General features: G+C 68.8%; 18 protein-coding genes. 6 read left to right on the forward strand and 12 right to left on the reverse strand.

Translation table 11 applies throughout. From position 1 onward, the window contains the following. Position 1 precedes the first annotated feature (1 nt). On the reverse strand, positions 2-1129 hold the full coding sequence (locus ACZ5IQ_RS25525; protein WP_464480457.1) for a hypothetical protein: 1128 nt from the start codon (positions 1127-1129) through the stop codon (positions 2-4). A gap of 161 nt (positions 1130-1290) precedes the next feature. On the opposite strand from ACZ5IQ_RS25525, the gene ACZ5IQ_RS25530 reads away from it, so the two are divergent. Next, complete coding sequence (locus ACZ5IQ_RS25530; RefSeq protein WP_464480458.1) at positions 1291-2181, forward strand: IclR family transcriptional regulator; 891 nt, start codon at positions 1291-1293, stop codon at positions 2179-2181. Here the strand turns inward: ACZ5IQ_RS25530 and ACZ5IQ_RS25535 are convergent. Next, positions 2178-2708 carry a hemophore-related protein gene (locus ACZ5IQ_RS25535; protein WP_244872758.1) on the reverse strand — a complete coding sequence of 177 codons (531 nt, stop codon included), beginning with the start codon at positions 2706-2708 and terminating at the stop codon, positions 2178-2180. The genes ACZ5IQ_RS25530 and ACZ5IQ_RS25535 overlap by 4 nt on opposite strands. A gap of 165 nt (positions 2709-2873) precedes the next feature. Between ACZ5IQ_RS25535 and ACZ5IQ_RS25540 the strand changes: the two genes are divergently transcribed. Further along, entirely contained in the window at positions 2874-3524 is a 651-nt protein-coding gene (locus ACZ5IQ_RS25540; protein ID WP_212807213.1) for a GNAT family N-acetyltransferase, read from the forward strand. A gap of 5 nt (positions 3525-3529) precedes the next feature. Here the strand turns inward: ACZ5IQ_RS25540 and ACZ5IQ_RS25545 are convergent, their stop codons facing one another. Genes ACZ5IQ_RS25545 through ACZ5IQ_RS25565 form a run of 5 tightly spaced genes read right to left on the reverse strand, consistent with a single transcriptional unit; the run spans position 3530 to position 8863 of the window. Then, positions 3530-5635, reverse strand: a complete 2106-nt coding sequence (locus ACZ5IQ_RS25545; protein WP_464480459.1) for a RecQ family ATP-dependent DNA helicase — start codon at positions 5633-5635, stop codon at positions 3530-3532. Next, complete coding sequence (locus ACZ5IQ_RS25550) at positions 5592-6257, reverse strand: TIGR03943 family putative permease subunit (protein WP_464480460.1); 666 nt, start codon at positions 6255-6257, stop codon at positions 5592-5594. Before ACZ5IQ_RS25550 ends, ACZ5IQ_RS25545 begins: the two co-directional genes overlap by 44 nt. Beyond that, complete coding sequence (locus ACZ5IQ_RS25555) at positions 6254-7255, reverse strand: permease (RefSeq protein ID WP_464480461.1); 1002 nt, start codon at positions 7253-7255, stop codon at positions 6254-6256. The genes ACZ5IQ_RS25550 and ACZ5IQ_RS25555 overlap by 4 nt, the downstream gene beginning before the upstream one ends. Positions 7256-7292: 37 nt before the next feature. After that, the gene (locus tag ACZ5IQ_RS25560) at positions 7293-8063 is read right to left on the reverse strand and encodes a glucose 1-dehydrogenase (protein WP_464480462.1); all 771 of its coding nucleotides are present in this window, start codon (positions 8061-8063) and stop codon (positions 7293-7295) included. A 2-nt stretch (positions 8064-8065) separates the two neighbouring features. Continuing rightward, positions 8066-8863 (reverse strand): SDR family NAD(P)-dependent oxidoreductase, encoded by a 798-nt coding sequence (locus tag ACZ5IQ_RS25565; RefSeq protein WP_464480463.1) that lies wholly within the window; start codon positions 8861-8863, stop codon positions 8066-8068. Positions 8864-9039: 176 nt separating this feature from the next. On the opposite strand from ACZ5IQ_RS25565, the gene ACZ5IQ_RS25570 reads away from it, so the two are divergent. After that, positions 9040-10449 carry a wax ester/triacylglycerol synthase family O-acyltransferase gene (locus ACZ5IQ_RS25570; protein WP_406801603.1) on the forward strand — a complete coding sequence of 470 codons (1410 nt, stop codon included), beginning with the start codon at positions 9040-9042 and terminating at the stop codon, positions 10447-10449. A gap of 61 nt (positions 10450-10510) precedes the next feature. Here ACZ5IQ_RS25570 and dmpG read toward each other — a convergent pair whose 3' ends face one another. The 3 genes from dmpG to ACZ5IQ_RS25585 are packed head-to-tail and all read right to left on the reverse strand — an operon-like array spanning position 10511 to position 13303. Beyond that, on the reverse strand, positions 10511-11575 hold the full coding sequence (dmpG, locus tag ACZ5IQ_RS25575) for a 4-hydroxy-2-oxovalerate aldolase (RefSeq protein ID WP_406803696.1): 1065 nt from the start codon (positions 11573-11575) through the stop codon (positions 10511-10513). Beyond that, positions 11572-12489 (reverse strand): acetaldehyde dehydrogenase (acetylating), encoded by a 918-nt coding sequence (locus ACZ5IQ_RS25580; protein WP_133426440.1) that lies wholly within the window; start codon positions 12487-12489, stop codon positions 11572-11574. Before ACZ5IQ_RS25580 ends, dmpG begins: the two co-directional genes overlap by 4 nt. A 28-nt stretch (positions 12490-12517) precedes the next feature. Next, on the reverse strand, positions 12518-13303 hold the full coding sequence (locus ACZ5IQ_RS25585; protein ID WP_020100790.1) for a 2-keto-4-pentenoate hydratase: 786 nt from the start codon (positions 13301-13303) through the stop codon (positions 12518-12520). A 71-nt stretch (positions 13304-13374) separates the two neighbouring features. Here ACZ5IQ_RS25585 and kstD point away from each other — a divergent pair, with 71 nt between their 5' ends. The 3 genes from kstD to ACZ5IQ_RS25600 all read left to right on the forward strand — a co-directional run bounded on the left by kstD (position 13375) and on the right by ACZ5IQ_RS25600 (position 17296). Further along, positions 13375-15057 (forward strand): 3-oxosteroid 1-dehydrogenase, encoded by a 1683-nt coding sequence (kstD, locus tag ACZ5IQ_RS25590; protein ID WP_133426438.1) that lies wholly within the window; start codon positions 13375-13377, stop codon positions 15055-15057. A gap of 1 nt (position 15058) precedes the next feature. After that, a complete protein-coding gene (locus tag ACZ5IQ_RS25595; RefSeq protein WP_020100792.1) occupies positions 15059-15919 on the forward strand; it encodes a MaoC family dehydratase in 861 nt (286 codons plus the stop codon). 216 nt (positions 15920-16135) lie between these two features. Then, complete coding sequence (locus ACZ5IQ_RS25600) at positions 16136-17296, forward strand: DUF1942 domain-containing protein (protein ID WP_464480464.1); 1161 nt, start codon at positions 16136-16138, stop codon at positions 17294-17296. 78 nt (positions 17297-17374) lie between these two features. On the opposite strand, the gene ACZ5IQ_RS25605 is transcribed toward ACZ5IQ_RS25600, so the two are convergent. Beyond that, a complete protein-coding gene (locus tag ACZ5IQ_RS25605; protein ID WP_133426436.1) occupies positions 17375-18136 on the reverse strand; it encodes a hypothetical protein in 762 nt (253 codons plus the stop codon). Between the two features lie 16 nt (positions 18137-18152). Further along, a complete protein-coding gene (locus tag ACZ5IQ_RS25610) occupies positions 18153-19277 on the reverse strand; it encodes a hypothetical protein (protein WP_212813579.1) in 1125 nt (374 codons plus the stop codon). Positions 19278-19317 lie beyond the last annotated feature (40 nt).

Consider the following 19317-nt stretch of genomic DNA (forward strand, 5'->3'; position numbering starts at 1 on the left):
GTCAGCCCACCATCCTCTCGCCAATAAGCCTCTGGCGCAGTGCAATCCGCGCGCGCCAATCTTCTTCGGAAATCTTGTTGGTCTCGTAGAACGGCAGCTTCGAGGCCACCTCGTCGAGACCCACGACCTCGCACGTCGGGCCGTCCTCGGCCGTCAGCTCGCGCGACACCCGCTGCCAGCGGAACTGCAGGTAGCCCCTGGCGTGACCGAGCGTCTCGCACCAGTTGGTCACGCCGGGGTTGTTCTCCGACACCACGATCCGGATCTTGCCGTCCGGATCCGCCTGCGCCTGAGTGCCGTTCAGCGACGTCTGGTGGTTGATGTAGTCCAGCGAGATGTACCAGAGGCTGCCCAACTGGAAGCCCAGGTACGGCGCGTCCGACACCGGCAGCGTGATGACCATGGCCTGGTCCGGCGTCATGTCGTAGTGGCCGACAGACGAGTACTGGGTGGCCAGCCCGCCCGGGGTCAGCCGCGGCGCGGTGAGCGTGTTGACCGGCAGGTTGTCGTAGAACCACTTCGGGAACTGCAGCCAGGTCTTGACCCGCTGCACCAGCTGCTTGCCGGCGACGGCGTAACGCTTCTCGATCAGCTCACGCGTCAGCGGCTCGGGCGCGGTGCCCGCGGTGTCGGTGCGGGCGATGGCGAACGAACCACGCTGCGCCGACCAGTCGTTGTAGACCTCGCGGATCACCAGCTGCGCCGGGGTGGCCGGGGTGAACCGCCACTCGAACGTGCCGTCGGCGGCGATATCGAGCTTGCGGTCGTCGAACGCCGTTTCACTGTCCGGCACGTTCGCGTCGGTGTACTCGCCACCGAGCAACTGGAAGCTGACGTCGGTGGTGGTGCCGCGACGTCCGGTGACGACGTACTCGTGGCCCGGCTGCACGCGGGTGCCGAAGTACATGGTGTCGGGATTGTCGAGGCCCATCTTCTCGAACGGCCCGGTGCCGCTGTGCAGGAACGGGTGGTCCCTGTCGAAGTCGAACGCCACGTGCGTGCACGACGCGATGCAGCCGGCGAGGTATTGCAGGCCTTCGAGCAGGTCGGCTTCGGATTCGATGAACGGCGCTGCGGCGACGAGGCGCTCCGCCTCGGCGACGGCGTCGACGAATGACTGCGAAAACATTCGGTAGCACCCTTCCGTTCCAATATTGGAACGCATCGGTAGATATTCCGACTGAAGAGTAGAACGCGTTGCAGTCATCGTCAATGCCGTGCAGCTCAGCCGGGGTGGCAGAACTCCCCGACGGCGGTCCATATTTGGACCGCTGTCGTACATTGCTTGCCATGACTGACACCGGTCGCGCGTCGCCGCCCACCGCTCGCGTCGTCGCGGTGCTGGATTTCCTGGCCCGGCACCCCCACGAGCAGTTCGGGCTGTCCGAGTTGGCGCGCCGGCTCGACCTCAGCAAGCCCACCTGCCTGGGCATCGTCACCACACTCGCCGAAGCCGGGTATCTGGTGCGCGATACCGCCGAGAAGACCTACCGCCTGGGCCCGCGGTTGATCACGCTGGGCCACACCGCGCAGGAGTCCATGCGCATCAGCCCGGCTGCGCGGGCCGAACTGCGCCGGCTGTCAGAGGCGTTCAACGCCACGGCGGCGCTGTCGGCGGTGATCGACGATCGCATCACGCTGCTGGAACTTGTTGCGCCGCCGGGCAGTCCGGAGCCGGTGCAGGTCGGGCAGAGCTATCCGTTCGCCCCGCCCGTCGGGCTCATGTTCGTGCTGTGGGACGAGCGCGCCGTGCGCGACTGGCTGGCCAAGGAGCCCACCATTCCGCTGCGCACCGACAGTGCTCGGCTGGAGCGCGTCATCGCCGAGTGCCGCGAATCGGGTTATCTCGTCGAACGGCTGACGCCCGGCGGCCGGCGGCTGTACGCCATGATGGCGGGCATGTCGAGCAACCTGCCCGACGAATTGCGGGTCCTACTGGGCGAACTCGTCTCCGACATCGGCGAGCGCGTGTACCTGCCCAGCGAGTCAAGCGGGCGCTCCAAGCACGACATCAGCGTCATCGCCGCGCCGGTGTTCGACCATCATCAACGTCAGGTGATGGTGCTGTCACTGCAGATCGGCCACGCCCTCACCGATGCGGAGATCACCAAGCGGGCACGTGGACTGGTCGCCGCAGCTGCGACGCTGACGGCGCAGCTGGGCGGGTCGCAGCCCGGCTAGACGCCGTTCAGCACTGCCAGGGCGTCGGTCGGCGCGACCTGCAGGCCGCAGCGGTCCTTGTAGGCGGCCAGCGGAGCCTGGATGCCGCGCAGCGCGTCGGCCTCGTCGGGGTGGGCCTTGAAGTAGCTGTCGAACTGGCTCATGGCGGCGAATGCCGACTGCCGGGTGGCGTCGAGCAGCGCCGCGTCGGCATCCGGGTGCGCGGCGAAGTAGTCCGAGAGCTGCAGGGTCACCGTGCTGATGGTCTTGGACAGCGTCGCGGTGCTGCAGTCGGCGACGGTGGCGGCCGGCGCCACGGTGGTGGTCGTGGTGGTCGACGGCGCCGTGGTCGACGTGGTCGGCGTAGCCGAGGTGGTCGGGGTCGCGGCGGTGGTCGCCGTCGTGGTCGGCGACGCGGTGGCCGAGGTGGTCGGCGATGTCGGGCTCACCGGATCAGCGTGCACCTGGGGCGTGGCAATCGCGGCGCAGGCGGCGCCCAGAGCGATGAATCCGAGAGTGGAACGGCCGAACGTCACGGCACGAGTCATGGAGTCCTCCTTGGTCCTGGCCGCATCGGTCTTCCCCGGCCTCTGGGGGTAATTTCGCTCGCCACGGTGCTGCTGTTACACAAGCGACCGAAGTTGCAGGTCAGCACGGTTGGAAGCGGCAAATATTCACTTTCGTGAATTAGCTCGGCTGTGTTGGTATTGGGCATGCGCCCTTCGCCCTGGCCACTGGCGGACCTGGAGGTGATCACCCCGGTTCTGCGGCTGTGCCACGTCACCGAGGGCCTGGCCGACGAACTTGCCCGCCTGGCCGCCGAAGGCATCCACGATCCGGCCGCGATGCCGTTCGCGGTCCCGTGGACCGACGCGGTCCCTCCCGAGCTGGAGCGCAACACCGTGCAGTACTTCCGGCAGACCCGCGCCGAGGTCTCGACGGAGCATTGGGACGTGCCGATGGCCGTCATCGTCGGTGACGACGCCGTCGGCGTGTGCGCCGTGACTGCCGACGGCTTCCCCACCCGCCGGACCGTGTCCACCGGGTCCTGGCTGGGCCGCCGCCATCAGGGCCGCGGCCTCGGCCGGGAGATGCGGGCGGCCGCGCTGCACCTGATCTTCGCCGGGTTCGACGCCGATGTCGCGCGCACCGCCGCGTGGCACGACAACGCGGCGTCGCTCGGTGTCACGCGGTCACTGCCCTATGCGCAGACGGGATCGTCCCGGCAGTCACGGCGTGGTGTGCTCGACACCATGCTGGAGTTCACCATGACCCGCGGGCAGTGGGACACGATGCACCGCAACGACATCCACCTGCGTGGCGTCGACGCGGTGGTCGATCAACTAAGCCTGCGCCGGCCGTAGCCGACTCAGCTGACCGACGCGATCGCGAACGGCAGCACGGCGGGCGCCCCGGCGGTGCGCAGCGCCTGCGTCGCCATGGTCATGGTCCAGCCGGTGTCGACCAGATCGTCGACCAGCAGTACCGGACCGCTCACGTCCAGCGTCGGCACCTCCCACGAATCCACCAGCGCCGCAACGCGGTACGCAGAATTGGCCGCCGTCACGGGCCGCCGCTGCGGCCGGTAGTGCAGCGTGCCCAGGTTCTGCAACCGGCCCAGTTCCGCCAACCGGGTCACCAGCGAGCCGATCAATTGCGGGTGACATTCGGAATCCAGGCCCAGCACCGCCACCGGACGTTCCTTCCAATTCCAGGCCTTGAGCACCGCAACGGCCGCCTGCACGACGGCGTCGGGCACCTCGCCATCCGGCCCGTCGAGCAGTTGCCGCAAGCGTGCACCCCAACCGAGGTCGGTGAGCCGCCCGATCACGCGGCCCGGTTCGGCACCGCCCGCAATCCGACCGGAGAGCGCAATTCCCAAGGAACCCAACCCTGTTGGCCATTGCTTGCGCGGCGCGATCTCGACACCGGGACGCATCAGCTGGTCCCGCACTGTCGACGCAGCCTCGGCGTCGACGTCAGCCGTGTAGTGCGAGCCGGCGCAGTTGTCGCACCGGCCGCAGCCGTTGCCGTCGAGCTCGGGATCGTCGAGTTGGCTGCGCAGGAACACCATTCGGCACTCGGTGGTCGCCTGGTAGTCGAGCATCGCCTGCTGCTCACGCTGCCGCGCGGCGTCCAGGTTCCGGTAACGCTTCTCGTCGTACGACCACGGCTCACCGGTACTGATCCAGCCGCCCTTGACGCGGCGCACCGCACCGTCGACGTCGAGCACCTTGAGGACCATCTCCAGCCGGGACCGGTTGAGGTCGACCAGCGGTTCCAGCGCGGCCGTGGACAGCGCGCGGTCCGGTTCGAGCTCACTGATCACCTTGCGCACCAAGGCTTCCGACGGGAAGGCCACCGACGCGAAGTACCGCCAGATGTCGGCATCCTCCCGCCCCGGCAGCAGGATCACCTCGGCACTGGCGGTGGCACGACCGGCACGGCCCACCTGTTGGTAGTACGCGATGGGCGACGACGGCGCCCCCAGGTGCACCACGAAACCCAGGTCCGGTTTGTCGAACCCCATGCCCAGCGCGGAGGTGGCGATCAATGCCTTGACCCGGTTGTTCAGCAGGTCGGCTTCCAGCTGCTCGCGTTCGGCGGCCTCGGTGGACCCGGTGTAGGAGGCCACGGTGTGGCCCTGTTCGCGCAGGAGCGCGGCGATGTCGTGGGCCTGCGACACCGTCAGGGTGTAGACGATGCCGGAACCGGGCAGCGAATCCAGATGCGCCGCAAGCCATGCCGCACGCTGCGCCGGTCCCCCGGCCTGCACCACCGACAGCCGCAGCGACTCGCGGTCCAGCCCGCCGCGCAGCACCAGGGTGTCCTTGTCAGCACCGCCGACGCCCAACTGCGCCGCGACGTCCTGCACCACGCGGTCGTTGGCGGTCGCGGTGGTGGCCAGAACCGGTATGCCCGAACCCAACTCGCCGATCAGTGTGCGGATGCGCCGGTAGTCGGGCCGGAAGTCATGGCCCCAGTCCGAGACGCAGTGCGCCTCGTCGACCACGACCAGCCCCGCATCGGCGGCCAGCGCCGGCAGCACCGTGTCGCGAAAGTCGGGATTGTTCAAGCGCTCCGGACTGACCAGCAGCACGTCGAGGTCCCCGGCTGCGACGCGCTGGTGGACCTCATCCCATTCGGTGACGTTGCTCGAGTTGATGGTCGCGGCTCTGACGCCCGCACGTTCAGCTGCAGCCACCTGGTTGCGCATCAGCGCCAGCAGCGGCGAGACGATCACCGTTGGGCCGCGGCCCGCCGCCCGCAGCAATTTGGCGGCGATGAAGTACACCGCGGACTTGCCCCACCCGGTGCGCTGCACCACCAGCGCCCGCCGGCCGTGCACCACCAAGGCCTCGATGGCCACCCACTGGTCGTCGCGCAGCACGGCTCCGGGGCCGGCGAGTTGTTCGAGCAGGGCCTGGGCGTCAGTACGCGTAGGTGTTGCGGGGCTTGGGAATTGGGTCGGCACTGGTCACTTCCATGGTCGGGACGAAATTCGTGGACGGGCTGGACGACCCGGGTATCACCTTGCCCTGCACCTTCAGCCAGGTGTCGTCCGGGTGCGAACCGATGGCGCCGGTCAGCCGGACACGGGCCAGCTGCGCGTCGGCGGCGCAACACACAATCACGACGCGGGCCAGATCGTCGCCCATGACGAACCCGGTGACCGTGATAGTGCGTCCTTCAAGGCTTTTCGTCGAATCAGCGGCGGCCCGCAACACCACCTCCGGCAGCGACACCACACCGTCGGCCGGCAGTGGCGGAAAGGCCCGCTGCGGCGGCGCGACCGCCGCGGTCACCGTCTCGGCACCGACCGCGCCCATCGGCGGCACGGTGACGAACGCGGTCAGCGCCACCGGGATCAGCAGCAGCCACGCCAACAGCCCGCGGTGGTGATGCCCGCTCGGCGGCCCGTGGCGCAGGTCCCGCACCAGGCACACCAGAGCCAGCGCCACCAGCAGGACGGCGGCGACCACCAGCCACGGAAGCAGCGCCGGCTTCACGAAATTCAGGTATGTGCCCTTCACCGCAATGAGGCCAGTGCTGAGCCCGATCAGCAGCATCAGAATGTTCTGGGTTTCGCGGCTCACGGCGCACCCCCGAGCATCAGCAGGCCGACGGCCGTCGCGCTGGCCGTCGCCACCACGAGGGTCACCGGCGCGAATCGCATCGCGAACGGCCGGCCGAACACCCCGGCCTGCATCGCGAACAACTTGACGTCCACGGCCGGGCCGACCACCAGGAACACCAGGCGCGGCACCAGCGGGACCATGGTCAGGCTGGCCGCGACGAACGCGTCGGCCTCCGAACACAGCGCCAGCACCACCGCCAGCAGCGCCATGGTCACGACGCCGATCACCAGATTGCCGGCGACGTGCTCGAACACCCATGGCGGCACGGCCGCGCGCAGCACCGCCGCCGCGCCGGCGCCGAGCACCAGATAGGCCGCGGACTGCAGAAAGTCATGCCGGGCCGCCTCGCTGAAGACGGTGAATCGGGACGCGCCGTCATCGTGATGAGCGGGCAGTGCGCGGGTCACCCATTCGGCGCGGCCCCAGCGCTGCCACAGCAGCCCCATCACCACCGCGGTCAGCAGCGATGCCACACACCGCGCCGCCACCATCTGCGGCTGGCCGGGGAAGGCGACGGCCGTCGCCACCAGCACCACCGGGTTGATCGCCGGGGCGGACAGCATGAAGGTCAGGGCGGCCCCGGCCGTCTCCCCGCTGAACAACCGGCGCGCCACGGGCACCGAGCCGCATTCGCAGCCGGGCAGCGCGGCACCGCCGACACCCGCCACCGCCACCGCGAGCGCCGGCCGGCGCGGCAGCAGGCGGGCCAGCCGCTCCGCGGTGAGATATGCGGCCACGAGCCCACTGACGATGACGCCCAGCACCAGGAACGGCAGCGCCTGCACGAAGACGCCGCAGAACACCGTGGCCGCGGCGGCCAGGCGGGCATGGTCGGTCAGGACACCGCTGACCCAGGAACCCGACAGCGCCAGTGCGGTGAGGGCGATGAGCAACAGTTCCATCGACCCGGCCCGCCGCCGGCGGACCGGCGCCAGTGTGGATTCATCCCCGGCCATGCGCCCATCTTGCCGGGGAAGTCTGACAAGTCGCTCGCTACGTCGCTTGTGGCTGGGTGGGCACGACCGGGATCCGGCCCGCGCTCGCGCCGCCGTCGACCGCCAGGTCCGCGCCCGTCATGTACGACGACGCGTCCGACGCCAGAAACGCCACCACCTCGGCGACCTCCTCGGGGGCGCCGACGCGCGTGAGCGGCGCACCGGGGTGCCCGCCGGGGCCGCGTTCGATCGGCAGGTGCGCCGCCATCGGGGTGTCGATCATGCCGGGGTAGACGGTATTGACCCGGATTCCCATGGGGCCCAGCTCGATTGCGGCGACCTTGGAGAAGCCCCGCAGGCCCCACTTCGAGGCGCCGTAAGCGCTGTAGCCGGCCAGGCCCTGCAGACCGGCCTGCGAGGACACGTTGATGATCGAGCCGCCGCCGACCGCACGCATGGGCTCGACGACAGCCTTGGTGCCCAGGAACGGCCCGATCAGGTTGACGCGCAGCTGCCGCTCCCACGACTCGGCGGTGTGGTCCAGCAGCGGTTCGACGGTGCAGATGGCCGCGTTGTTGACCAGCGCGTCGACCCGGCCGAACTCGCTCAGCGCCAGCTCGACCGTTGCGCGCCAATCGCTTTCGCTGCCGACGTCGTGCCGCTGGAACCGGGCGGCGGCGCCGATCGACGCAGCGACCGCCTCCCCCTCGTCGACCAGGACATCGGTGAGCACCACCTGCGCGCCGAGCGCGGCGAACAACCGCGCCTCGGCCTCACCCTGACCGCGCGCCGCGCCGGTGATGATCGCGACCTTGCCGGCCAGGTCCATGACTAGTCGCTGTCCTGGTCGATGCCGGTCAGCATGAGCTCGGACACCCGGCGCGGGGTCTCGGTGAGGTACGCCATCGCCGCGATGCGCTTGGGCAGGATGACGTGCTTCTTCTCCTTCTCGACGGCATCGGCGATGGCCTCGGCGACCATGTCGGCGTCCAGCGGCTCCTGCGGGATCATCCGGAACTTGAGCGACCGTTCGATGGTGCGGCGCGCCGGGCCGAACGACCGGATGTGATCGATCATGTCGGTCTTGACCTCACCGATCTGCACCAGCGTGGTGTTGACGGGCTTGTTGCGCAGCTCGGAGCGGATGCCGGCGGTGAAGTGGCTGAGGCCGGCCTTGGAGGCGCCGTACAGGGTGACGCCCGGTCCGGTGGAGATGGCGCCCATCGAGGACACGTTGACGATGTGGCCGCGGCCGCGCTTGATCATCCCCGGCATCACCTGGCGGCACAGCTCCATGGGCGCAATCAGGTTGACCTGCAACAGGTCTCGCACATCCTCCGACGACGCCTCGTAGAAGCGGCCGACGCGGTCCACACCGGCGTTGTTGATGATGACGTCGACGGGACCGTCGGCCTCGACACGGCCGATCAGCTGCTCGACCGCCGCCGGATCCATCAGGTCAGCGGGATATGCCTTGCCGCCCAACTCCTTTGCGAGCTCTTCGAGCTGCTCGGCGTTGCGCGCGACGAGTGCGACATCGGCACCGCGGCGCGCCATCGCCTGCGCGATGTTCCTGCCCAGACCACGGCTGGCACCGGTCACCAGAACCCGGCTGTTCCTCAGTTGCATATCCCTACTCCATTCAGTCAGATACCGACCCGGCGGAGCCCTCGGGCTCCGCGTCGCGACGCCGAGTCAGCTCATGGTGAGCACGCTAAACGGGGTGTGAGCCGAAATTCAGAGGTAGTTCCCGATCAACGAGACAACATGTCCGCTGGCTCACATTTTTGGCCTCATAGTGATGTATGCGACGTTTATCGGGCGAGGACAACAGCTTCCTGGCGTGGGAGAGTGCCGTCCAGCCGCAGCACACCATCAAGGCCGTCGTACTCGATCCGGCCCAGGGCCACGAGCCCATCACCTTCGAAGCCGTGCGCGCCGCACTGCCCGGTCTCGTCGACCGCGTCGAACCCCTGCAGTGGCAGCTGATGTCGCCGCGGTTCGGTGCCGGCCGGCCGTGGTGGATCACCCGCGCCCGCGGCGACTTGAACTACCACATGAAGCGCGCCACCGCCGCCGCACCGGGAACCGATCGCGAGCTCGGCGCGGAGATCGCCAAACTCTTCGAAGAGCCGCTCGACCGGGACCGCCCGGCCTGGCAGATGTGGTACATCGACGGTCTGGCGGACGGCCGCGTCGCGCTCGTGCTGAAGATCCACCACGCGGTGGCCGACGGCATGGCGTCGCTGAACCTGCTCGAGCAGTTCTACAGCCAGGACCCCACGGACCGGCTGCCCGAGCCGTCGGCCCGCCCGGCGCCTGACGAGCACCGGCCACCGACCGCCGAGTGGCTGCCGATGGTGGCGCGCCAGCAGGTCAGGTCGCTGGCCAAATTCCCGAAGGTCCTGGCGCGCACGGCGAAGGTCACGCGCACCATCCAGAACCGGCAGAAGGCGGGCAAGCCCGGCTACGCCGAGGCCTTCATCCCGCCGGCCCTGCCGTTCAACGAGCCGCTGACCGCCCGGCGCGGCTTTGCGTTCGTCAATGTCGAGATGGATCAGATCAAGCGGGTGTCGAAGACGTTCGGCGTGAGCGTCAACGACGTCTTTCTCGCCATGTGCAGCACCGTCCTTCGCGAGTACCAGGCGTCCCGCGGCCCCGTCGGCGACGACACCATGACCGCCGTGGTGCCGGTGTCGATGCGCCCGCAGGACGGCGACCGGTGGGGTAACAAGGTCGCCCGCTGGAACGTCGAACTCGCGACCAACATCGCCGATCCGGTGGCGCGGCTGAAAGCCATCTCGGCGAACACCGCCACGGCCCGCGAAGTGCAGAGCGAGCGCGACGCCTGGCTGCAGCACGACTGGATGGAGTACTGGCCGCTGTTCAAGGTCTACTCGCGGGTGCTGCCGACCATCGGGGCGAAGGTCAAGAAGCGCCCGATGTTCAGCATGATCGCGTCGAACATGCGTGGCCCGCAGCAGACGCTGTACTTCGGCGGCGCCCCGGTCGAGAAGCTGATCTCGACCGGCCCGCTGGTCTTCCCGATGGGCATGAACATCACCGGCTGGAGCTACGAAGGCGGCATGCAGATCTGCGTACTCACCTGTACTGACCAGGTGAAGGATCCGCAGGCCATCGCCGACCGGCTGCCGGCGGCACTGGCCGAGCTGGTGGCCCGCTGCGAGACCGCGACGGATTCCGTCACCAGCTGACCCGGCTACGCAAAACGCCGGCCGTCCCTTTCGGGGCGGCCGGCGTTTTCGCTTGCGGCAGTTAGGCTTTGCCCTCGGCCCGCTCGCGCTGGATCTCGAGAGCGATGTCGATCAGCTGGTCCTCCTGGCCACCGATCAGCTTGCGCTGGCCGACACGGAGCAGCAGCTCGTGGGCGGGCACGCCGTAGCGTTCGCCCTGGCGCACCGCGTGCTTGAGGAAGCTCGAGTACACGCCCGCGTAGCCCATCACCAGTGCGTTGCGGTCCAGCAGGCACTCGGCCGGCATCGCCGGGGCGACAACCTCTTCCGCGGCGTCCGCGATGTCGAAGAAGTCGATGCCGGTCTTGACGCCGATCTTGTCGAACACGCCGACCAGCGCCTCGACCGGCGCGTTACCGGCACCAGCACCGAACCGGCGGCACGAACCGTCGATCTGCTTGGCACCCGCACGCACGGCCTCGACCGAATTGGCAACGCCCAGACCGAGATTCTCATGGCCATGGAAACCGACCTGCGCGTCGTTGCCGAGTTCGGCGACCAACGCGCCGACGCGGTCGGCGACACCTTCGAGCACCAACGCACCCGCGGAGTCCACCACGTAGATGCACTGGCAGCCGGCGTCGGCCATGGTGCGGGCCTGCGCGGCCAGCTTCTCGGGAGAGATGGTGTGGCTCATCATCAGGAAGCCGACGGTCTCCAGGCCCAGCTCGCGGGCGAAGCCGAAGTGCTGGATCGCGACATCGGCCTCGGTGCAGTGCGTGGCGATGCGGCAGATCGAGCCGCCGTTGCCCTGCGCGATCCGGATGTCTTCCTTGGTGCCGACGCCCGGCAGCATCAGGAAGGCGATCTTGGCGTTCTTCGCGGTCTCGGCCGCGATGGTGATGAGCTCCTGCTCCGGGGTCTTGGAGAACCCGTAGTTGAAGCTCGAACCACCCAGCCCGTCGCCATGCGTGACCTCGATGACCGGGACGCCGGCGTTGTCGAGGGCACCGACAATCGCGCGCACCTCGTCACCGGTGAACTGGTGCCGCTTGTGGTGCGAGCCATCGCGCAGCGAGGTGTCCGTCATCCGGACGTCCCAGGCTGCGTCGAAGAAGATGTCTCCGGGTTGCAGTGCGGTGCTCATGCCTTAACTCCCACGATTTCCTTGGCGATCTCCTCGCCCACCTTGGTGGCCGCGGCGGTCATGATGTCCAGATTTCCAGCGTAGGTCGGCAGGTAGTCGCCGGCACCTTCCACCTCGACGAAGATGCTGACGACGTGCTGACCGCCGTTGACCACCGACGGCTCGTCGAACTGCGGATCGTTCAGCAGCCGGTAGCCGGGCACGTAGGTCTGTACATCGGCGACGACGTCCTTGACCGACTGCGTGATGGCGGCGTGGTCGGCATCTTCGGGGATGGCGCAGAAGATGGTGTCGCGCATGATCATCGGCGGTTCGGCCGGGTTCAGGATGATGATGGCCTTGCCGTCGCGCGCCCCACCGATGTCGCGCACGCCGGCGCTGGTGGTCTTGGTGAACTCGTCGATGTTGGCCCGGGTGCCGGGGCCGGCCGAGGCCGACGACACCGACGCGACGATCTCGGCGTAGGGCACGCCCCCCTGTGCCTCGACGGCACGGCTCACCGCGTAGACCATCGGGATGGTGGCCTGGCCACCGCAGGTGACCATGTTGACGTTCATCGAGTCCAGGTGCGCCCGCAGGTTCGCCGGCGGGATCACGCCCGGGCCGACGGCGGCCGGCGTCAGGTCGATGGCCCGGATGCCGGCTTCCTCGTACCGCGGCGCGTACGCCTTGTGCACGTAGGCGCTGGTGGCCTCGAAGATGAAGTCCGGCTTCTCGCTCTGCGCCAGCAGCCAGTCCGCTCCTTCGGCGCTGGTCTCCAGCCCGAGTTTGCGGGCGCGGGCCAGGCCCTCGCTCTCCGGGTCGATACCGATCATCCAGCGCGGCTCGAGCCAGTCCGACCGCAGCAGCTTGTACAGCAGGTCAGTACTGATGTTTCCCGAGCCGACGATCGCGACGCTCGCTTTGGACGGCATGCTCACTCCTCTATAGAAACTTTGGGTATTACGCGAAAGACAGGTGGACAGAACCCAATCCGGCGAATTCGGCGACGAAGTCGTCACCCGGCTTGGCATCGAACGCCCGCATGCAGGCACCCGGCAGCACGACGTCGCCGGCCTTGAGACGCACGCCGAACTGATCGACCTTGCGCGCCAGCCACGCCACCGCGGTCACCGGGTTGCCGAGCACCGCGTCACTGCGGCCCTCGCCCAGTACCTCGCCGTTGCACTTGAGCACGGCGTCGATGTTCCGAATGTCGATGTCCTTCGGGGACACCCGCTCCTTGCCCAGCACCCAGCCGGCCGAGGATGCGTTGTCGGCGATGGTGTCGCACAACTTGACCTGCCAGTTGGTGATGCGGGTGTCGATCAGCTCGATCGCCGGCGCGAACGCAGCGGTGGCGGCCAGCACGTCGTCCTCGGTGCAGCCGGCGCCGGGCAGATCATCGGCAAGCACGAACCCGACCTCGACCTCGACCCGCGGCAACAGGTACTTCGAGGTCAGCACGGGCTTGTCCTCGAATACCTGCATGTCGTCGAGGAGGTGCCCGTAGTCGGGTTCATCCACATTCATCATTTTCTGCATGGCCTCGCTGGACAGGCCAACCTTGTGTCCCACCACGCGGGCACCTTCCGCGACCCGCTGACGAATGTTGAGCAGCTGGATCTCGTACGCGTCGACGACGTCGATGTCGGCGTAGGTGTCGGTCATCGGCGACATCGCGACCCGGCTGCGCTCAGCTTGGGCCAGCGCGGCGGCGAGCTCGGCACGCACGTTGTCGGACAGCATTCGTGAATTCCCCTAACTTCATGGACCGGCGCAGTTGTCCACAGGCCGGGCAATTCTATAACGTGTTCTACATGACTGGACAGGAGTACGACGTTGTCGTCGTCGGCAGCGGTGCAGCCGGTATGGTCGCCGCCCTCACCGCAGCCCATCAGGGCCTTTCGACAGTAGTCGTAGAAAAGGCCCCACACTATGGAGGTTCCACTGCGCGGTCAGGTGGCGGCGTCTGGATCCCGAACAATGAGATTTTGCAGCGTGCGGGGGTAAAAGACACCCCGGAAGCAGCCCGCACCTACCTGCACAAGATCGTCGGCGACGTGGTGCCCGCAGAGAAGATCGACACCTACCTGCAGCGCGGCCCCGAGATGCTGTCCTTCGTTCTGAAGAACTCGCCGCTGAAGCTGTGCTGGGTGCCGAACTACTCCGACTACTACCCGGAGGTCGAGGGCGGCCGCGCCGGCGGACGGTCCGTCGAGCCCAAGCCGTTCAACGCCAAGAAGCTCGGCGTCGACGAAAAGGGCCTGGAGCCGGCGTACGGCAAGGTCCCGCTGAACATGGTTGTGATGCAACAGGATTACGTCCGGCTCAACCAGCTCAAGCGCCACCCGCGGGGCGTGCTGCGCAGCCTCAAGGTCGGCATCCGCGCCACCTGGGCCGGCGCCACCGGCAAGAACCTGGTCGGTATGGGCCGCGCCCTGATCGCGCCGCTGCGCATCGGCCTGCAGAAGGCCGGCGTCCCAGTGCAACTGAACACCGCGCTGACCGACCTGTACTACGAGGACGGCCGGGTTGCCGGCATCTACGTCCGTGACACCAACGCTCCGGAAAGCGCTGAGCCGCAACTGATCCGGGCTCGTCGTGCGGTGATCCTGGGCAGCGGTGGCTTCGAGAAGAACCAGGAGATGCGCACCAAGTACCAGCGCCAGCCGATCACCACCGACTGGACCGTGGGCGCCAAGGCCAACACCGGCGACGGCATCCTGGCCGCCGAAAAGCTCGGCGCCGCACTGGAAATCATGGAAGACGCCTGGTGGGGGCCGACGGTGCCGCTGCCCGACAACCCGTGGTTCGCCCTGTCCGAGCGCAACTCCCCCGGCTCCATCATCGTGAACATGAACGGCAAGCGGTTCATGAACGAGTCCATGCCGTACGTGGAGGCCTGCCACCACATGTACGGCGGCCAGTACGGCCAGGGCGAGGGCCCGGGCGAGAACGTGCCGGCGTGGTTGCTCTTCGACCAGCAGTACCGCAACCGCTACATCTTCGCGGGTCTGCAGCCGGGACAACGCATCCCGAAGAAGTGGACCGAGGCCGGCGTCGTCGTCAAGGCCGACACCATCGAGGAACTGGCGGAGCTCACCAACCTGCCCGTCGATGAGCTCAAGGCCACCATCGAGCGCTTCAACGGCTTCGCCCGCAGCGGTGTCGACGAGGACTTCGGCCGTGGCAACAGCGCCTACGACCGGTACTACGGCGACCCGACCAACAAGCCGAACCCGAACCTGGGCGAGATCAAGCACGGCCCGTTCTACGCGGCCAAGATGGTGCCCGGCGACCTCGGCACCAAGGGCGGCATCGTCACCGACATCCACGGCCGCGCTCTCCGCGAGGACGGCTCGGTGATCGAGGGCCTGTACGCATCTGGCAACGTCAGTGGACCGGTCATGGGTCACACCTACCCGGGCCCCGGCGGGACCATCGGCCCCGCCATGACCTTCGGATACCTCGCGGCACTGCACGTGGCAGGAAAGGGCTGACATGCCGATCAATCTCGATGAGGCCATCGGAGCCGAACTCGCACCCGTCGAATTCTCGTGGAGCAGCAGCGATGTGCAGCTGTACCACCTGGGCCTGGGTGCCGGCGCGGACCCCATGAGCGAGCGCGAGCTGCGCTACCTGATCGACGACAAGCCGCAGGTGCTGCCGACGTTCGGCAACGTGGCGCAGAGCTTCCACGAGACCAAGGCGCCGACGGTCAAGTTCCCGGGCATCGACATCGAGCTCAGCCGGGTGCTGCACGCCAGCGAGGCCATCTACACCGATGCGCCGATCCCGCCGTCGGGCACGGGCCGTGCCGTCACCAAGTTCACCGAGATTTGGGACAAGGGCAAGGCCGCCGTCATCTGGTCGGAGACGACCGTGACCACCCTCGACGGCGCTCCGCTGTGGAAGCAGAAGCGGTCCATCTTCGCCCGCGGCGAGGGCGGATTCGGCGGCGACCGGGGTCCGTCGACCTCGGCGGCCGAGCCCGACCGCGCACCGGACCTGCAGATCGCGCTGCCCACGCTGCCGCAGCAGGCCCTGCTGTACCGGCTCTGCGGTGACCGCAACCCGCTGCACTCGGATCCGGCGTTCGCCAAGGCCGCCGGCTTCGACCGCCCGATCCTGCACGGTCTGTGCACCTACGGCATCGGCTGCAAGGCCATCGTCGACAACGTGCTCGACGGCGACGCCGGCCGGGTCCGGTCCTACGGCGCGCGCTTCGCGGGCACCGTTATCCCGGGTGAAACCTTGCAGGCCAACCTTTGGCGTGACGGTGAACGAATCACCGGCGTGCTGACGGCGCCGAGCCGGGACAACGTCGTCGTGCTTGCTGGAATCGAGCTCACGGCGTCCTGACCAGGACGTATACGGAATCGGCCGCCTGTTCGGCGGCCGATTCCGGCAAACCAGGGGCAGCGGCCGGGTCACCGCTGTCGCGTCCACCTGTATCCACAGCTGACGCTTAACCTGCTAGTTTTCGTAGTAGTCAGTAATTGTCCAATTACTCGTGACGCAACTTCCGTGGGGGAAGCCGCCCGTCGGACGACTTGGAGACAAAGGAGCCACATCACCATGAGTACCCGCAAGATCACCATCGCCATCGGCGCAGCCGCCGCATTCGGCCTGATCGCGACGCCGTTCGCCGTGGCCGACTCGACTCAGCCCGCAAGTGTGTCGCCCGCTCCGACCACCATTGCGTTCGGCAAGGACGGCAAGCTCGTCGACGGGAACACCGTCGCGGAATGGCAGATCAGCAACCTCAAGCCCAGCACCGACGTGCTGTCGCAGCACCTCAACGGCACGCTCTGGGAAGCGACGGCCGAGTACTCCGCTGAGCGCGGTAGCTCCCAGCCGTTCGTGCCGAACCTGAACGCCCGCACCGCCGACGGTGAGAACTACCGCGTGCTGTGGGGCGCGGCCACGCCGCAGGGCCTCAACCCCGCCGGTCTCTCCGAGGGACAGGAGTCCAAGGGCAAGGTCTACTTCGATGTGACGGGCGCCGCGCCGACCAGCGTCGTGTACACCGACGGTGACCGCGAGGTGCTCAAGTGGCAGGGCACCGAAGCCGCCACCGGTGCCGCTCCCGCCGCCGCTCCGGCTCGTGGCACTGCCCCGGCCGCCACCCCGGCGCCCGCTGCCGCTCCCGCCGCCGCTCCTGCTGCCGCCCCGGCGGCCGCTCCTGCCGGTCTCGGCAGCGCCGTGCCCGGCGCCACCCCGGCCGGCTCGGTTCCCGCCGCCGCGGGCGCGCAGCCTCCGGCCGGCACCACCACCGGTCAGGTTCCGGCGGCGACGCCGAACGGTGAGACCCCTGCCGCCACCCCGGCCGGTACTCCGGCTCCGGCCGGCACCCCGGCGGTTGCTCCGGCCCCGGCCGGCACCTCGGCTGCTGACGCTCCGGCTCCGGCCGGCGCCCAGGTTCCGGCGGGCAGTCCGGCCGGCACCCCCGCGGGCACCCCCGCGGGCACCCCGGCCACGCCTCCGGCCGCCGGCCAGGCCCCGGAGGCCGCTCCGGTGCCCACCGCCGCCGAAAGCGGCCCGGGCACCGCTGCCACTGCCGGTGGCGCCGTCTCGCAGGCTCCGCTGACCCCGGCGCCGGCTCCGGCCCCGAGCCAGGCCATCGCCGGCCAGCCGGCCTCCAGCGCGGGCCAGGGCACCACCGCCCCGGCCGGTAACCAGCAGGCCGCTCCGGCTGCGCCGGTCACCCCGACCCCCGCTCCGGCCCCGGCTTCCTAACGGTCAACCATCGAATTGGGGCCAGTCGCGATTTCGCGACTGGCCCCAATTTCGTTGTCTGGCTTGTTGTTTCGGTAACTACATCTGACGGCCGACGTCACCGCCACGCTGCGGCGGCGGGGCCACGGGCGCGACCGGCGCCGGACCGGCGTTGTGCGAGCCCGCACTGGGACCCGCCGCCGGCGGTGCCGCCGGAGCCGGAGCAGACGTGTGCCGACGGGAATCGCGGGCGTCCTGCTGGGCCTCGCGCCGATCCTGCTGCGACTGCCGGTTGTCCTGCTGTTGCTGGCGCGCGTCCTGCTGGGACTGCCGGTCGTTCTGCTGGTTCTCCCGGGCGTCCTGCTGCGCCTGACGCTGCTCGGGTGACATGGGCGCACCGCCGCCGGCCGGCCCACCGGGCTGGCCCTCCGGGGGCTCGCCGCCCGGCATGCCGCCTTCCTTGCCGCCGCCCTTGCCCATGGCCTGCTGGATCATCTGACCGAACTGGCCGGCCTGCTGGCCCATCTGGCCCAGACCGCCACCCTGGCCGGCCATCTGGCCCGCCTGCTGCCCCATCTGACCGAGCTGGCCGAGCATCTGACCCATCTGGCCGACGCCCTCGCCGCCCTTGCTGTCGGCGTTGTCGTATGCCGACTGGGCCATGCCGACCTTGCCGGAGAACATGCCTTCTTTGGCCTGCAGCGACGCCACATTGGCGGTCATATCGGCTGCCATGGCCGGCAGGATCGCGGCGATGGTCGCGCTCATGGCGTCCTCGCCGGGCTGGATCATCGGCATGTCAGGCAGCTCGACGGAAGCCGTGTTCCAGCTGATGTTGTCCGGTGTCTGCATTATCGACATCAGATATCCCCCCTACTCACCAGTCGTCGTCGATGTCTTCGTCATAGGAACCGTGTTCGAGCGCTTCGGGCACCGCCAGCTGGGTGATGCGGCCCCCGCCGCCACCACCTTCGCGGTGCCCCATGCCGCCCATGGCACCCATCGCGCCACCCGCACCCGCGGCGGCCGCGACCGGAGCCAGGCCGCCGGCACCCATGCCGGCCGCGGCGCTCGCCGGCATCACCCCGGGTCCGGCCGGACCGGGGCCGACCATCTTGGCCAGCAGCGGCGTCTGCACGGAAGCCGCGCCCACACCACCGCCGCCACCGCCGGGCATGCCGCCCTTCATCAACCCCGCGCCGTGGGCGGCCCCGGAACCACCGGCCAGCGGATGATTCGAGAACGCGCCGAACGGCGACGCGCCGAGGCCGGCCTTGCCCTGACCGCCGCCCTGGAACAGGGACGTCAACTGCTGCAGCGGCTGCGAAAGTTGTTGCAGCGGTTGCATGGCCTGCTGCGGCAGCTGCCCGAGCATCTGCGGGAGCTGACCGGCCATCTGCATCATCTGGCCCATCATCTGGCCCATCTGGTCGCCGCCCTTGCCCGCCGACTCCGCGGTCTTCTGCGCGGTCTGCGCCACCTGCGGCGGCACGCCGGCCGTCGGGATGCTCGGGGGCGCGCCGACGAAGTTGGCCACCTCGGTGGCACTGGCCGTCACCGCGGCGATGTTCTGGGACAGGCCCATCTTGATCCGGCTCTGGATCAGTTCCTGCACGTTGGGGAACGGCGCCGCCGACAGCGCCATGCACTCCGCCTGGACTTCCTCGGCGGTGGCGTTCACCAGGTTCTTGGTTTTGACGACCGCGGCCACCATGGACTGCAGCTTGACGGCGATGGCCGCCGCCTGCGCGCCATTGGCCTCGTGGCCGCCGATGATGGTGCCGGCCTCGCCCGCCGCCGCCAGCGAAGCCGCGCCCTGCCACTGGTCGGTGAGGTTCATCAGCTGGCTGGTCTGCTGGGGCACCACTGATCCGCTGATCTTGGTGGCCAGCTTCGTATAGTGGGCGGCAGCTTCTTCGAGCTGTTCCTCATTGACGTTGGGCCACCCCGGGCCCGTCACCGTCTGCGATCCGAACGGACTGCTGTCCGGCTGAATCCCCATAGACACGGCCCCCTTCCCCAGACATACCGCGTCGGTTCGA

The organism is Mycobacterium toneyamaense, assembly GCF_055384815.1.